Here is a 15772-nt window from a genome sequence, read left to right as displayed (position 1 = left end):
CTCCACGTGCCACGCCCGGATCCGGATCGATCCCCAGCTCCTCTGCCACCTCCGCCCAGTACGGCTCGGCCTCGCAAGAACAGCAGTCGCACCACACGGTGACACCGTCATGCATGCTGATCCGGCTGCGCAGGGCCTGCGCCATTCGCGTTCCGGATGTTTCATGCGATGTCGGCGCACCCCCATCTCCGCCCTTTTCCCGATCCCGGTTCATGGCAACACCTCCCGACATGGACTCCTCATTCTGACCATAGGCGTTGCCGACTCTCCGTGACATTGCGGGTACGGGCCTGAGGTCCGCCCCGTGCTACTCTCGATCCGTTCGATCCCAGCCCCTGGTGGATATGGTCAACCGACGCGACAAGGTCCTGCTCTCGGTCTCGGCCGCGGCCCTGCTCGGCATCCTGCTGCCGCTCGCCGCCCTGGCCTGGTTCCTGTGGCAGGAATCCGTGGTCGCCGAGGAAAAGCGCCTGGCCGAACTCGCGCAGCGTCTGGGCGAACAGACCGAGGCCGCCCTGGTCGACGCCCGTGAACTGCTGGACACCCTCAATCAGCTGGAACTGGAACCCTGCTCCCCGGAGCACCTGGAACGCCTCCAGGACGCGGCCATCGCCCGGCCCCATGTGCGTGCCATCGGGTACTGGCGCGCGGCCGAACGCCAGTGCGGTGCGGGATTTGTCCAGGGCGAGGCCCTCACACCGCCGCGTGCCAGCCGCATCTACGACACCGGCGTGGTCGCCTGGTGGCCGAGCGCGGACACCGCCGTGGGCGGTGTGGAGCTGTTCCTGATGCGCTTCGGCCGGCACGACGTCGCGATCGACCCGCGCCTGCTGATCAGTCCCGGCCTGCTGGACAAGCAGCGGGTCGGCCTGTGGGTCGAAGGCCTGCCCATGATCCGTTATCCCGTTGACGCCGATCTCCCATCACCCGATGCCACCCCCGTCGGCCTGAGCGTCGACCGCGCCCAGGGGCGCATCGTCAGCCGCTTCTCGCTGGACACGATCTTCCCTGTCGACATCATTGCCGTGCAGCCGCTGGCGGCCTTCTGGGATCGCTACCTCCCCACCCTGATCGTGGCGGGCCTCTTCGGGCTGCTCTTGGTGACCCTGTGGCTACTCCTGGTCCTGCACTACCTGCGCCGTCACCTGAGCCTGGCCAGCGAGCTGCGCGAGGCCATTGCCAACGAGCGCCTGAGCGTCGAATACCAGCCCATCGTCGACCTCGCCGACGGCCGTTGCCGGGGTGCCGAGGCCCTGGCCCGCTGGCATCGCGAGGGCGACGAGACCATCCGCCCGGATGTCTTTGTGCCGCTCGCCGAGGACACCGGGCAGGCCACCGCTCTGACCCTGGCGATCCTGCGCGCGATCCTGCGCGACCTGGGCGACAACCTGCGGGCGCATCCCGAGCAGACCATCAACCTCAACATCACCGGCCACGACCTGGCCTCCGACCGCTTCGGGGATTTGCTGCGCAAGGCCCTGCGCGAGGCAGGTGTCTCGCCCTCCGCGATCAAGCTGGAGCTGACCGAACGCTCCCTGCTCAACGAAGACGCCATACGCGCCCGCCTGCGGGAACTGCGCCAGCGCGGCCACCGCATCGCCATCGACGACTTTGGCACCGGATATTCGAGCCTTTCCTACCTGGAACATTTCGAACTCGATACACTAAAGATCGACAAATCCTTTACCGATGCCATCGCCCACGAGGCGGTGACCAGCAATGTCATCTCCCACATCATCGAGATGGCCCGCACCCTCAGGCTGCAGATCGTCGCCGAGGGCATCGAATCGGCCCACCAGGTCGAATGGCTGCGCGCGCAGGGCGTGGAAGGCGGACAGGGCTACCACTTCAGCCGTCCCCTGTCCGCCGAGGCCTTCCTTGACTGGTGCCGCCAACACTGAGGAGAGCATGTCCCAATCTTCGAACACCCGTCGCTCGGGCCACATCCTGGCGCTCCCCCTGTTGCTGTCCGCAATGGCCTCGGGCTGTGGCCTGTTGCCGGTGGAGCAGGATGCCCCGGCTCCCACTAGCGACCACCCCGCCTCCGAACCCGCCGCGCCGGAAACCGATACGGCGACGACCGAAGGCACCGATAACCGGCCCGAAACAAATACGGTTACGGACGCAGCTTCAGCCGCAGATACGGATACGGACTCGGATACGGACTCGGAAACCAGCTCGACGGAACCCACCGAACCGTCACTGGGCCTGCACATTGCCCGATCGTCCAGCGCCGAAAGTGAACGACGCGCCATCCTGAGGGAACAGGGTCACGAGACCCTGAACCCCGGCCGCCTCGGTTACTACATGGACGTCCTGGGCGCCCGTCTGCGCCAGGAACTGGCGGGACAGTCCACCGAGATCGATCATCAGGATTCGGGCATCCGTGTGGCCCTGCCGGGAGGTGCGGACCAGGCCCGCGCACTGGACACGATCGGCCGGCTGCTCGACGAGTTTGGTGCCAGCCTGGTGACCGTCATCGCGCATGGTCCCGGCATCGAAGCAGTCGACGCCAACTCGGGGGGCGCAGAGGACGATGCAATGGCCGCGGGCCGCCGCCTGGAGAACGCCGGGGTCGCCCCCGAACGCCTGGTGCTGCGCATCTTCGGCACCGCCAGCCCGGCCACGAACCTCGGTGACGAGGGGCCCTCCCCTGGAATCGAACTGCTGATCCAGCCCCTCGCCGCCAGCTGAGACCCTGCAGAAGGACTTGATTCGCCATGAACACGACCACGGCCGCCGAGCCGGAGAACACGGGAACGGCACTGGGACCGGACATCGAATCACCCACCTCCAGCCCCGAGATGGAGCCGGACAGCACTGTCTATCGCACGCTGCTCGAATCCACCCGCGCCATCCCGTGGAAGATCGACTGGGCGACCATGTGCTTCACCTACATCGGCCCGCAGATCGAGGCGTTGCTGGGCTGGACGCCAGAGAGCTGGGTCAGCATCGACGACTGGGTGGAACGCATGCACCCCGACGACCGCGACTCGGTCGTCAACTTCTGCGTGACCCAGTCGAAGTCCGGGGTCGACCACGAGGCCGACTACCGCGCCCTGACCCGGGAGGGCCACTACATCTGGATCCGCGACGTCGTCCACGTGGTGCGCAAGGACGACGAGGTCGAGGCCCTGGTCGGCTTCATGTTCGACATCAGCGAACGCAAGCAGCAGGAAGAGGAACTCCTGCGCCTTAAAAGCGAACTGGAGACCCTCTCCTACAGCGACTCGCTGACCGCCATCGCCAACCGGCGCCAATTTGATCTGGTGCTGGAACGCGAGTGGGCGCATGCCCGGCGCGATCAGCGCCCGCTCGCCGTCATCATGCTCGACATCGACCACTTCAAGGAATACAACGACCGCTACGGGCACCCCGCCGGCGACGTCTGCCTGCAACGCATCGCGGCCTGCCTCGCCGGTGCCGTCAGCCGCCAGCAGGACCTGCTGGCGCGCCTGGGCGGCGAGGAATTCGTGCTGGTCCTGCCGGACACCGACATCGATGCCGCCCACGCCCTGGCGCAACGCTGCCTGCAGCAGATCCGCGATGAGGCGATCGCTCACACGAGCTCCCGGATTGCCTCCACCCTGACCGCCAGCGCCGGGGTCGCCAGCATGATCCCCGATGACCGAAGTACCGCCGCCCAACTCGTTGAGTCCGCGGACCGCGCGCTCTACCAGGCCAAGCGCAGCGGTCGCGACCGGGTCGCCATCGCCGCAGCCGACAACCCGCCGCCCGCGACCTGAACCAATACCCGCCGCAGCGATCTGAACGGAGTATCAGCGCCGACCGCGCGCGAAGCCGACCGGTTGGGGGTTCCAAGATGCGTGTTTCAGCCATCCTGCTGTTTGCATTGGCCTTTCTGCTCGGCAGTGCCCAGGCGGGAGACCTGCGTATCGGCCAGCCGGCACCGGCCTTCGAACTCCCCGACCAGCACGGCGAGACCCACCGCCTGGCGGACTACGCGGGCGGCTGGCTGGTGCTCTACTTCTACCCGAAAAACGACACCCCTGGCTGCACCACCGAGGCCTGCAACTTCCGCGACGCCATGCACCGCCTGATCGCCCAGGATACGCAGATCCTGGGCGTCAGCATGGACAGCCAGGCCAGCCACCAGGCCTTCGCCGAGAAGTACGAGCTGCCGTTCTCGCTGCTGTCCGACCCGGATGGCGTCACCGTGCGCGACTACGGAGCCCTCTCCAATTTTCTCGTCGTGCGCTTCGCCAAGCGCCACAGTTTCATCATCGATCCGGATGGACGCCTCGCGAAGATCTACCGCGACGTCGACCCGGACGAGCATGTCTTCGAGGTCCTCGCCGACCTGCGCCAGCTGCGCGCGCAGGTCGGTACGACCCATCCAGATCCGTAATCCCAGCCGAATCCTGCCGTATAGTTCGCTTAGCCACGTGGAAAACGAGCGGGTTTCGGACCAGACTCTAGAAGGTCGGCACCCGGGAGGAAGAGACGGACATGACCAGCCTGCATAACCCCGCGCGGGAACCCGCGCTCTACTATATTCTCGGCGTAGCCCTGCCCCCGGTGGGTGCGTATCGCTACGGCGCGGCCGCCCACAGTTGCGCCGCCCCCATCGCCATCGTCTGGGCCGCCGCGCTGGTTTCCCTCGCCTATGCGCTGCTGACCGGCCTGGCCGGAGTCTCCGGCTACGGAGGCTTCCCACTGGCGATCGGCCTGTTCCTGTGGGTGTTCGCCACGGTGTGGACCTTCCTGGTCGTGCGCAATGTCCACGCCGACACGTCGCTCACCGACCGCCAGATGCACGCACGCCGCGTCCGGCAGCAACAGGACGACCACGACCCGATGGATCAGCTCGACTCCCACGAAGACCCACGCTGACAGGCACCCCCAACGTGTGCGCGGCAAAACGGCCGGTTAATCCTGTGTCCGAATTACGGTTTGCGCATTGAAAATACCCCTGCCAGACTCGCAGCGAGGCGATCGGGCAGACCCAGCCATCGGATCGCGAGAAGCAGGGAGAGTGCATGAGCGATCCGTCCGGACTGGAAGTCCACTATCAGGATCTGGTGGAACACCACCCCTACATCATCATCTGCTATCGACCCGATACGACCATCTTCTACGCCAACCAGGCGGCCCACGACTACTTCGCAGTGCCGCCCGACGGGCTACTCGGACACCGCTGGATTCATGACCTGCCCCAAGACCGGCAGCCAGAAAACCGTGCCGATCTGCTTCGCGTCACCCCCGAAGCACCCGTGCGCACCATCGAGAACCCCGTACAGCGCGGCGATGGTGCCGATCGGTGGGTCCGCTGGACCAGCCGCGCCTTCTTCGACGACGCCGGCGAGATCACCCACTTCCAGACCCTCGGAATCGACGTCACCGACCGCAAGCAGGGCGAACTCCTGCGCGAGAACCTGCTGGGGAGCCTGGCCGAGGGCGTATTCGGCATCGATTCCGACGGCAATTACACCTTCCTGAACCCTGCGGCCTGCGAACTGCTCGGGTTTGCCACGGAAGCCGAGGCCCTGGGCCACAATTCGCACGAGCTGTCGCATCATACCTATCCCGACGGGCAGGCCTTCTCGCCCACGGAATGCCCCGTCTACCGGGTGTTGCACACCGGCGAGCCGTTGCAGGCCTGCGAGGAGTATTTCTGGAGTCGCGCGGGGCACGGATTTCCGGTACTCATCAATGCCGCCCCCCTGCGTGATGCCCGTGACCGGATCACCGGCGCCGTGATCTCGTTCCAGGACATCACCGAGCGCCAGGCCGCGCGCGAGGCACTGGAAAGGCGCGAGGCGGAACTGCAGGAGGCACAGCAGATCGCCCACCTGGGCAACTGGATCTCGGACTTCGACGCCGGGGGCATCCGCTGGTCCAACGAGGTCTTCCGCATCTTCGGCCTCGAATACGACCAATGGGGTGCCACCCACGAGGCCTTCATGCAGGCGGTGCACCCGGACGACCGCGAGCGGGTGCAGCGCGCGGTCGACGACGCCCTCACCCCCGGGGGTCCGGAATACGACATCGAGCACCGCATCGTCCGCCCCGATGGCTCGATCCGCATCGTCTACCAGCACGGGAGCGTGGACTTCGACACCCAGGGCCGGCCCCAGCGCATGGCCGGCGTGGTGCATGACATCACCGAGCGGCGCGAGGCGGAGCGCCGCCTGCAATTCATCACCTACCACGACGCCCTGACCGGCCTGCCCAACCGCACCCGCTTTGCCGAACGCGCCGACCAGGCCGTCGCCGATGCCGAACGCCTGGGGCGTCCGCTGGTGCTGGCCCACATCGGCCTGGATCGCTTCAAGAGCGTCAACGAAGGCATGGGCCAGGCCACCGGCGACGAGGTCCTGCAACACGTGGCCCGACGCCTGGAGAACCGCCTGCCGGTCGGTGGCGTACTGGCACGCCTGGGCGGCGACGAGTTCGGCGCCCTGCTCCCGGTGGAGGCCCCCGGCTCGGTCGCCGGCGCGGTGACCCGCCTGCTGGAGCCGCTGCGCCAGATCATCAAGGCCGGCGACCACGAGCTCTATGTCCCGGGTTCCGTCGGGGTCGCCGTGTATCCACACGACACCCAGGATGCGCCCGACCTGATGCGCCGCGCCGAATCCGCGATGCACCAGGCCAAGCGCACCGAGGGCAATGCCATCGAGTTCTGTTCCGGCGAGCTCAACAACGACGTGCGGACGCGCGTCTCGCTGGAGGGCCAGCTGCGGCGTGCGGTCGATCACCAGGAAGGGTTCTTCCTCCACTACCAGCCGCGGGTGGCGGCCGGCGATGGCCGTATCGTCGGCGTCGAGGCCCTGCTGCGCTGGGAAGATGGAGCCGGCACGGTACATTCGCCGGGCGCCTTTATCCCGATCCTCGAGGAGACCGGGCTGATCGTGGAACTGGGCCATTGGATTCTGACCGAAGCCTGCCGTCAGTGTCGGGAATGGCATCAGGCTGGGCTGCCACCGGTCCGCGTGTCCGTCAATCTGGCCGCCCCCCAGTTTCGCGATCGTCAGATAGCGCACAGCATCGACCGGGTGTTGGAAGAAACCGGCCTACGTGCGGATGCACTGGAGCTGGAGGTCACCGAGAGCATGCTGATGGCCGATACCGATCAGGTCATCCGTACCCTGGGCCAATTCCGCGAGCGCGGGGTCCGGGTCGCCCTGGACGATTTCGGTACCGGGTACTCCTCACTGGCCTATCTGCGCCGCTTTCCGCTGGATGTGCTGAAAATCGACCGCTGCTTCATCGCGGACCTGGAGACCGAGTCGAGCGCGGCGGCCATCGTGCGCACCATTCTCAGCCTCGCGGACAACCTGGGCCTCGAATCCGTCGCCGAGGGCGTGGAAACCGAGGCGCAACAAGCCTTCCTGCAGGAGGCCGGTTGCCAGGCCCTGCAGGGCTTCCTGTTTGCCCGCCCGCAGGCCGCGGCCAACTTCGAACGGGTGCTGGCCCGATCCGCATCGACTGTCGCGTACCCTGGCCACAGCGCCTGAATCGGCCCGGTCCACACGGCCCTGCATGGCCGGAACACCCCCGGCCATGCAGGGCCACATGAAGTACCGGCCGCCCGGACGCTACGATAATCGATCGTCAACGGGAGACCACCGCGTGCGCCGAGCCATCATCCTTGCAGGAATCATGCTGATCGCCGGCTGCAGCGCCCTGCCGCGTGGCGATGACGCCCCACGCGAGGTGGCCTACATCTGCGCCTACGGCCCCGAGCTCACCGCCACCTTCGAGGGCGAGCAGGCCGTGCTGGCCTTCAACGGGGCCCGCGCGCGACTACAAGCCACCGAGACGGCCTATGGCGGGCGCTACGCCAATCCCACCGACGACATCGTTTTCTGGACCCGCGACGACGCCGCCATGCTCGAGATGCTGGGCGTGTTCTGGAGCTGCCGCGCCCTGCCCCCGCGCGGATGACGGACGCCCCCACCCGCTTCGTCCAGCAGGCCACCGGTGCCCGCAAGGCGGTGCGTGACCACGTGATCCAGATCCTCTGGAGCGGTTATGGCGAGATCGTCCGCTACCGCCTCGAAGGCGCCGACGTGCCCACGGTGATCCTCAAGCACGTCGTCTTTCCCGGCGATCTGGACCATCCTCGCGGCTGGAACAACGACCGCTCGCATCAGCGCAAGGTGGGTTCCTATCAGGTCGAGATGGCCTGGTATCGCGACGGGTCCGGCCAGTGCGACGCCAGCAGCCGCGTACCCCGCTGCCTGGACACCGCAACCGTCGGGGACGAGCACCTCATCGTGCTGGAGGACCTCGACGCCGCCGGCTTCCCGCTGCGCAAGGAACATCTGACCCGGACCGAGGCCCGGCAGTGTCTGCGCTGGCTCGCCCGCTTCCACGCGCGCTTCATGGGGCGGGAGCCCGCAGGCTTGTGGCCCGAGGGCAGTTACTGGCATCTGGCCACGCGCCCGGACGAATGGGCCGCCATCGAGGACCCGGCGATTCGCGAGACGGCAGCGGCCCTCGACGACGCCCTGACCGGCGCCCGCTACCGCAGCCTCGTCCATGGCGATGCCAAGGTCGCCAACTTCTGCTTTGCGCCGCAGGGCGACGCCGTCGCAGCCGTGGATTTCCAGTACGTCGGAGGCGGCTGCGGCATGCGCGATGTGGCCTATTTCCTCGGAAGCGGCCTCGACGAACACGAACAGGAGACCTGGGAGACCGGACTGCTGGAGGACTACTTCCAAGCCCTGCGCGAGGCCCTGAACGAACATGGCAAGGGCGCGGAAGCCGACGCCATCGAGCACGAGTGGCGTGCGCTGTTCCCCATTGCCCAGGCCGACTTCTACCGCTTCCTGGTCGGCTGGATGCCGGATCACTGGAAGATCCACGACTACAGCCGCCGCACGGCACTGGCCGTGGTCCGGCGCCTTCAGGAAGGTGGCTTGCCCGGCATCCCATCGGGGACGGATTCGAGCGCTTCCGCAACCTCCAGCCAGTAGGGCTCGGCCGAACAGCTACCCCACGAGCAATCTGCGTCCGCCGGCGCATCCGGGGCCGGGGCCTCGGGGTCATTCGGGATCGGCAAGTCGGCCGTGGTTCGGGCCTTGGGTCGGCTCACTTCGTTCATGGCGGGCCGATGATGGCATACCCGAACATCCCTTACGGGGCGGCAGCGTCAGCCGCGGCGGACGCCGCCGCCCCCGAGAAACCGGGCCCACGGACATCCGCGGGCGCCCAACCGCGTCCGCTGTCCCGACCGGTCACCCACCACTCGTGCACGAATAGCCGCAATGGCCCGCGCACCCGTTCTTCGAAGCGCGTGGGCAAGGTGTACCCCTCGATCTCCGCATACTCCAGGAAGGTCGTATCCACGTGGGCACCCTGGGTTGGGCCAAAGCCGTTCAAGGTGACATGCACGCGATAAAGCAGGTCGGTTTCGGGGTGGATCCACATCACCACCCGGTCTTCGTCCGCCTCGCCGAACCCCGGCTCGATGGTGGCCAGTACCCGGCGGTAGTTCACACCGCCCTCGCGCTGGTCCGCCAGCCGCTCCATGGCGGTCGCCCGGTGTTTGACGAAGCTCGGACCGTAGTGGAACAGCTCGCCGGCGTCCGTGGTCATCGCGCTGGCGCGAATCCGGTCGCGGTCCGAACTGCGCTCGCCATCGTAATACAAGCGGAATTCGTCACCGTGGCGAAAGACGCTCTTCGTGCCCTCGGGACCGGTGTAGTGGACCGCATACAGATCATCGGCGGGGCGATAACGCTCTTCGCCCTGGCCGCGGTATTTGCCGTCGGCCACCAGCGGCTGGAGGCGCTGGATCATGCGCCCCCACTCGCCATCGGTCGCCTGGTTCAGATCGCCCGGGTATTTGCGCAGGTCCCCGCCGTGGGCCGCAAGCGTTCGCTGAAACAGGGCCTCCGCGCTCAGTCCGTCGTCGAATTCCGGATCCGGACCGGGCTGCGGGAAGGTCCCCCCACACCCGGCCAACAGGACCGAGAATCCCAGCCAGAAGGCGGCGGCTGGCACCCCGATTTTTGCCCAATTACCCATTGCATCGCTCCTAACAGGAAACATCTGTGCGTTTCTTGTACATTACCTGTACATTGTTTTCAACGGCGCCTACCGTACCCTGTCTCAAGGAGCTCGCCATGCTCTCCAGCCCCGCCGCTTCGCCGACTGCCCATCCTGCTACGGGAACCGCCGACACGGCCGTGCTCGACGCGATTCGGGAGGCCGTCGCCTACATCGAGTTCACCCCGCGCGGCCAGCTCCTCGCGACCAACAAGCTCTTCCTCAAGACAGTAGGCCACTCCCGCGAGGAAGTCATCGGCCAGCACCACCGGATGTTCTGTAGCGGCGCCAACTTCGTGGTCGAGTCCATATCCTCCATCCCTCGCGATGACCAGTAGGGACTGACCCCAACGTCCGCATCTGCCGGGCCGGGCACCTTAAGCGCGGGCCGAGGTCTGACGATCGGCTCGCATGTATTCGTGAGGCATCATGTCCTTCGCTCGCACACTCTGGCTTGCCGCCCTGCTCCTGTTCTCGGCGCCGGCCCTGACACAGGCCGACGAGCCCGAACAGGCGGTGCTGGCCGGCGGTTGTTTCTGGTCCATGCAGGCACCCTTCGATGCGCTGGAAGGCGTGCTTGAAACCGAGCTCGGCTACACCGGAGGCCATACCCTCGATCCCGGGTACTGGCAGGTGGTCACAGGGCGCACCGGCCACGTCGAGGCCGTGCGTATCCTCTTCGACCCCGAGCGCATCGACTTCAGCGAGATCCTGGAGACCTTCTGGCGCAGCATTGACCCGCTGGATCCGCACGGGCAGTTCTGTGATCGCGGGCCCCACTATCGAACCGCCATCTTTCCGCAGGATGCCGCCCAGCGCGCCATCGCCGAAGCCTCAAGGGCCGAGCTGAACCGCTCGGGCCGCTTCGACCAACCGGTGGTGACGCGCATACGGGACGCTGCACCCTTCTATCGCGCCGAGGACGAACACCAGAACTACTACCGCAGCCACCCGGAACGCTACGCCGACTACGTGGCCAATTGTGGCCGGGAGGAACGCCTGCACGCGCTATGGGGCACACCGAACAGGTCGGAACCCGACGCCACCCGGCCGTAACGGCACACCCGCCGGGCCCGGGCCATCATGGAGCGGGATCGGGCGACCCAACCCTAAAGTTCGGCTCAAGACAGCCGTTAACGCCCTGTAGCTGGTGAACTCCGGCTGCATGATCCCGGCGGCATGGCACCGGGTACAGGTCGGTCCGGTGACGGGCCGCGAGACCCGACAATAATGTCTCAGGTGATCAACACGAATCTCCTGTCGCTGAACGCCCAGCGCAACCTGCGCCTTTCTCAGGGTGCGTTGCAGGTTGCCCTGCAACGCCTGGCCTCCGGGCGCCGCATCAATTCGGCGCGCGACGATGCCGCCGGACTGGCCATCAGCGAACGCTTCACCACCCAGGTTCGCGGCCTCAACCAGGCCATGCGCAACGCGCAGGATGGCATCGCGTTGACCCGCACCGCCGAGGGCGCGCTCGGCTCCATGAGCGGCAACCTGCAACGGATACGCGAACTGGCCCTGCAGGCCGCCAACGGCACCCTCTCCGCGTCTGACCGTCAGGCCGTCAACCGCGAGGCCCAGCAATTGCTGGCGGAGACCGACCGGGTGGTCACCCAGACCACCTTCAACGGCCGCACCCTGCTCGACGGCAGCGCCGCCACCGCCTTCTTCCAGGTCGGCGCCAACGCTGGGCAGACCCTGGCAGTGGATCTCGGCGACGGCATGCGCACGCGTCAACTCGGGGGGGGCGCGGTCAGTCGTTCCGGTGACCTGGCGGCATTGTTTGCCAACGGCCCGTTCACGGTCTCCGGCGACTTCCAGATCCGCATCGGCGACGGGCCAGAGATCGGTGTGCCCGACGGCGACTACGACTCGGCCGCGGCACTGGCCATCGCCATCAATCGCGAGCTCGGAGGCCCAAGCCGCGCCTCCGCCACCCTCGACGGCCGCCTGGACATCACCGCACGCAAGACCATCACCATCAGCGGCAACGCCGGTCTCGATGTGCTGGGCATGCCGGCCACCCGCGCCGTGGACGGAAGTCTCGCCACGCTCAACCTCGACACCGCGCAGGGCGCCAGCGACGCCCTCGCCCGCCTGGACCAGGCGCTGGACCAGATCAGCGCCCGCCGCAGCCGCCTGGGTGCGGTGCAAAACCGCCTGGAATCCATCATCGACAATCTCGGCATCGGCAGCGAAAACCTCCAGGCCGCGCGCAGTCGCATCCTCGATGCCGACTACGCCGCCGAGGTCGCCGCCCTGATCCGCGCCCAGATCCTCCAGCAGGCGGGCATCGCCATCCTTGCCGAGGCCAACCAGGCACCCCAGCTCGTCCTGCGCCTGCTCGCCTAAGCAGGCCATGCGTCAATGGAGGAGCGAGAGCGTGAGCCACATCACTCCCTATCCCTTGAGTTCCCTCTGGTTTTGACATAACTAGAGGTGGTGGGCTGCTCACACGATGACCCGATGAGCCCGTATGGCCGCCTCCCTCGCGATCACGCAGGGACGTCGCTCAGACCCGGAACCGCCAACTTGCTCGCTCCCCGCACCGAGGACTTGCCATGAACACTCGCTTTTCGCTCCCCATACTGATTTTCATTGTGGCGCTGACGCTGGCCCTGACCGGCTGCGCCACCACCTCTCACGCGACCACACCCGAGGCGCGCGCTTCCGAAGACGCGCTATCCCACATCCTGTTCGATTACGATGCAGATGCCTTCACGGCCTACAACATGCGACGCAACGGGCGGGTCGATATCACCTTCGCGCGGGATGTCCCGGATGGTCTGTACAGCGAAATGATGGATGACCTGCGTGCCCACCCGGACATCCGCGGGGTCCACTCGGCGCGCACAGGCCCCGCCTGCGGCCTGTTCTGACCGCCCACTGGCGTCGGCGCCGAAGTGCGCCTCCACCAAGCACTGTCGGGCAAGCCGGACGATACCTCGTCGAGGTCCGGGAACCGCAGTGCCTCGCGACCGCGCGCGGCAGGGTCCTACTGTCCGGCTCGCCAAGCCTGCACACCCTTGCCGAAGACGTGGAGACCCGGGAGCAGCTGGCGATTGGTCGCGAGCTGCAGTTCGACTGCATTCAGGGTTATTACTTCGTGCGCCCACTCCTGGCGGACGAGATCCCGACCCTACTGCTATCCGACCAGCCGCACACCGGTCCACTACACGCCCGCCGGTAAGGTAAGTACGCCACTGATGAATGCCTGCTCCGACGGGAATCGGCACAGGCGTAAAGAACCGAAAAGGCCCCGACAGGAATGCCTGCCGGGGCCGGGTCTTGCCCCACAAGAGGTCGTACGGACCGGTCCAATCCGAAGCCGGGACCGGCGCCAAGCGCCGGTACCCGCTTCGGACCTCGTCGGACCTATTTCACATCGAAACGGTCAGCGTTCATCACCTTGTTCCATGCCGCCACGAAGTCGTTCACGAATTTCTGCTGCGAACCCTTCTGGGCGTAGGTCTCGGAGATCGCCCGCAACTGCGAGTTGGAACCAAAGGTCAGATCCACCCGCGAGGCGGTCCATTGGTCGGCTCCGCTCTTGCGATCCCGGCCCACGAACGCCTCGGCCTCCTCGGAGGTGCGCCGCCACTCGGTATCCATGTCCAGCAGGTTCACGAAGAAGTCGTTTGTGAGCTCGCCAGGCCGGTTGGTGAGGACGCCCAGCTTCGCGTCACCGATATTGGTACCCAGGGCTCGCATGCCGCCGACCAGCACGGTCATCTCGGGCGCGGTCAGCGTCAATAGCTGCGCACGGTCCAGCATCATCTCCTCGGCCGGCACGGTGTAGCGCTTCTTCAGGTAGTTGCGGAATGCATCCGCCACTGGCTCCAGAACCTCGAAGGCCTCGGTATCGGTCTGCTCCTCGGTGGCGTCGGTACGCCCCGGATGGAACGGGATATCGACGTCGCTGCCGGCCTTCTTCGCGGCCTGCTCGATTGCGGCGTTGCCGCCGAGCACGATCAAGTCCGCCAGCGAGACCTTCTTGTTGCCGGATTGCGCAGCGTTGAAGTCCTTCTGGATGCCCTCGAGGGTGCCCAGGACCTTCTGCAGCGTCTGCGGCTCGTTCACCTCCCAGTCCTTCTGCGGGGCCAGACGGATCCGCGCCCCGTTGGCGCCACCGCGCTTGTCCGAATCACGATAGGTCGAGGCGGCACCCCAGGCAGTATTCACCAGCTCGCGGGTAGACAGGCCGGAGGCCAGGATCTTCTCCTTCAGCGCCTGCACGTCCTGCTCGTTGACCAGCTCGTGGTCCACGGCCGGCACCGGGTCCTGCCAGATCAGATCCTCGGCCGGGACTTCCGGGCCCAGGTAGCGCGCCTTCGGCCCCATGTCGCGGTGCACCAGCTTGAACCAGGCGCGGGCAAAGGCATCCGCCAGCTCGTCCGGGTTCTGATGGAAGTGGCGCGAGATCTTCTCGTAGGCCGGATCCATCTTCATCGACAGGTCGGTGGTCAGCATCATCGTCGTTTCCATCGTCGACGAGTCATGCGCCTTCGGCACCCGATCCTTGTCGGCCACGTCCTTCGGCACCCACTGGTAGGCACCGGCGGGGCTCTTGGTCAGCTCCCACTCGTAACCGAACAGCATGTCGAAGTAGCCGTTGTCCCACTGCGTCGGGTTTGGGGTCCACGCACCTTCCGGACCACCGGTAATGGTGTCGTCGCCCTTGCCGGTACCATGGCTGTTCTTCCAGCCCAGGCCCATTTCCTCAACCGGGGCGGCCCCGGGCTCCGGACCCATCTTCGCCGGGTCGCCCGCGCCGTGCACCTTGCCGAAGGTGTGCCCACCGGCAATCAGCGCCACCGTCTCGTAGTCGTTCATGGCCATACGCGCGAAGGTCTCGCGGATGTCATGCGCGGCCTTGACCGGGTCGGGCTCGCCGTCCGGGCCTTCCGGGTTCACATAGATCAGGCCCATCTGCACCGCCGCCAGCGGGGTCTCCAGCTCGCGGTCGCCGCTGTAGCGGTTGTTGCCCAGCCATTCGTCCTCGGCACCCCAGTAGATGTCTTCTTCCGGGGCGAAGATGTCCTCGCGACCGCCGGCGTAGCCGAAGGTCTTCAAGCCCATGTTCTCCAGCGCGCAGTTGCCGGCCAGGATCATCAGGTCGGCCCAGGAGATCTGGTCGCCGTACTTCTGCTTGATCGGCCACAGCAGGCGCCGCGCCTTGTCGAGATTGGCGTTGTCCGGCCAGCTGTCCACCGGCGAAAAACGCTGGTTTCCGGTGGAGGCCCCGCCGCGGCCGTCCGCCGTGCGGTAGGTCCCGGCGCTGTGCCAGGCCATGCGGATCATCAGGCCGCCGTAATGGCCGTAGTCCGCCGGCCACCAGTCCTGCGATTCCGTCATCAGGGCGTAGAGGTCATCCTTCACCGCCTTCAGATCCAGCTTCTGGAACTCTTTGGCGTAGTCGAAATCTTCGCCCAACGGGCTGGATTCCGGGGTGTGCTGATGGAGGATCCTCAGGTTCAGCTGGCTCGGCCACCATTGCTCGATGGTCTTGCCGTGCCCGCCCAGTCGGGTTTGTGCCCCATGCATCACCGGGCATTTTCCCTCACTGTTGAAATCGTTGGCACCCATTGCGCTCTCCTTTCGTCGCTTGGTGGATCGGACCGTCCAGGTCCGTGGTCAATCGAACCGGTGCAGCACCCTTTTCCCACAGGCCTGCCCGGTGTTCTGTCCGTTGCATTGCAAGCTACACCCGCAGCCATCCATAGCTAAAGTATTCTTTATCTACTGGGTCGATAGT

13 protein-coding genes and 2 pseudogenes are annotated in these 15772 nt (G+C 66.4%); 13 read left to right on the top strand and 2 right to left on the bottom strand.

From position 1 onward, the window contains the following. Positions 1 to 344 precede the first annotated feature (344 nt). The 8 genes from D578_RS0111525 to D578_RS0111490 all read left to right on the top strand — a co-directional run bounded on the left by D578_RS0111525 (position 345) and on the right by D578_RS0111490 (position 8942). Positions 345 to 1901 carry an EAL domain-containing protein gene (locus tag D578_RS0111525; RefSeq protein ID WP_018950098.1) on the top strand — a complete coding sequence of 519 codons (1557 nt, stop codon included), beginning with the start codon at positions 345 to 347 and terminating at the stop codon, positions 1899 to 1901. Positions 1902 to 1908: 7 nt separating this feature from the next. Beyond that, complete coding sequence (locus tag D578_RS0111520; RefSeq protein ID WP_018950097.1) at positions 1909 to 2694, top strand: hypothetical protein; 786 nt, start codon at positions 1909 to 1911, stop codon at positions 2692 to 2694. Positions 2695 to 2720: 26 nt separating this feature from the next. Continuing rightward, on the top strand, positions 2721 to 3746 hold the full coding sequence (locus tag D578_RS0111515) for a sensor domain-containing diguanylate cyclase (protein ID WP_018950096.1): 1026 nt from the start codon (positions 2721 to 2723) through the stop codon (positions 3744 to 3746). A 77-nt stretch (positions 3747 to 3823) separates the two neighbouring features. Further along, a complete protein-coding gene (locus tag D578_RS0111510; RefSeq protein WP_018950095.1) occupies positions 3824 to 4369 on the top strand; it encodes a peroxiredoxin in 546 nt (181 codons plus the stop codon). A gap of 101 nt (positions 4370 to 4470) precedes the next feature. Beyond that, positions 4471 to 4854 (top strand): hypothetical protein, encoded by a 384-nt coding sequence (locus tag D578_RS0111505; protein WP_018950094.1) that lies wholly within the window; start codon positions 4471 to 4473, stop codon positions 4852 to 4854. Positions 4855 to 5000: 146 nt separating this feature from the next. Beyond that, a complete protein-coding gene (locus tag D578_RS0111500; protein WP_018950093.1) occupies positions 5001 to 7478 on the top strand; it encodes an EAL domain-containing protein in 2478 nt (825 codons plus the stop codon). A gap of 145 nt (positions 7479 to 7623) precedes the next feature. Continuing rightward, complete coding sequence (locus tag D578_RS0111495) at positions 7624 to 7908, top strand: MliC family protein (RefSeq protein ID WP_018950092.1); 285 nt, start codon at positions 7624 to 7626, stop codon at positions 7906 to 7908. Continuing rightward, positions 7905 to 8942 carry a phosphotransferase gene (locus tag D578_RS0111490; protein WP_018950091.1) on the top strand — a complete coding sequence of 346 codons (1038 nt, stop codon included), beginning with the start codon at positions 7905 to 7907 and terminating at the stop codon, positions 8940 to 8942. The genes D578_RS0111495 and D578_RS0111490 overlap by 4 nt, the downstream gene beginning before the upstream one ends. Positions 8943 to 9102: 160 nt before the next feature. Here D578_RS0111490 and D578_RS0111485 read toward each other — a convergent pair whose 3' ends face one another. Beyond that, complete coding sequence (locus D578_RS0111485; RefSeq protein WP_018950090.1) at positions 9103 to 9996, bottom strand: hypothetical protein; 894 nt, start codon at positions 9994 to 9996, stop codon at positions 9103 to 9105. A 98-nt stretch (positions 9997 to 10094) separates the two neighbouring features. On the opposite strand from D578_RS0111485, the pseudogene D578_RS0111480 reads away from it, so the two are divergent. The 5 genes and pseudogenes from D578_RS0111480 to D578_RS16195 all read left to right on the top strand — a co-directional run. Next, positions 10095 to 10301: pseudogene (locus tag D578_RS0111480) on the top strand (PAS domain S-box protein); the annotation flags it as partial. Positions 10302 to 10446: 145 nt separating this feature from the next. Continuing rightward, complete coding sequence (gene msrA / locus D578_RS0111475) at positions 10447 to 11073, top strand: peptide-methionine (S)-S-oxide reductase MsrA (protein WP_018950088.1); 627 nt, start codon at positions 10447 to 10449, stop codon at positions 11071 to 11073. A gap of 174 nt (positions 11074 to 11247) precedes the next feature. Further along, on the top strand, positions 11248 to 12369 hold the full coding sequence (locus D578_RS0111470; RefSeq protein WP_018950087.1) for a flagellin: 1122 nt from the start codon (positions 11248 to 11250) through the stop codon (positions 12367 to 12369). 209 nt (positions 12370 to 12578) lie between these two features. Then, on the top strand, positions 12579 to 12896 hold the full coding sequence (locus tag D578_RS0111465; RefSeq protein WP_018950086.1) for a hypothetical protein: 318 nt from the start codon (positions 12579 to 12581) through the stop codon (positions 12894 to 12896). A 104-nt stretch (positions 12897 to 13000) separates the two neighbouring features. Next, a pseudogene (locus tag D578_RS16195) lies at positions 13001 to 13207 on the top strand (EAL domain-containing protein); the annotation flags it as partial. A gap of 185 nt (positions 13208 to 13392) precedes the next feature. Here D578_RS16195 and katG read toward each other — a convergent pair. After that, positions 13393 to 15603, bottom strand: coding sequence for a catalase/peroxidase HPI (gene katG, locus D578_RS0111455; protein ID WP_018950084.1), 2211 nt, complete (start codon positions 15601 to 15603; stop codon positions 13393 to 13395). Positions 15604 to 15772: the final 169 nt, after the last annotated feature.

Origin of the sequence: Thioalkalivibrio sp. ALMg11, assembly GCF_000377905.1 — a bacterium.
Lineage (GTDB): Bacteria > Pseudomonadota > Gammaproteobacteria > Ectothiorhodospirales > Ectothiorhodospiraceae > Thioalkalivibrio.
This window is presented reverse-complemented; position numbering and strand designations above follow the sequence as displayed.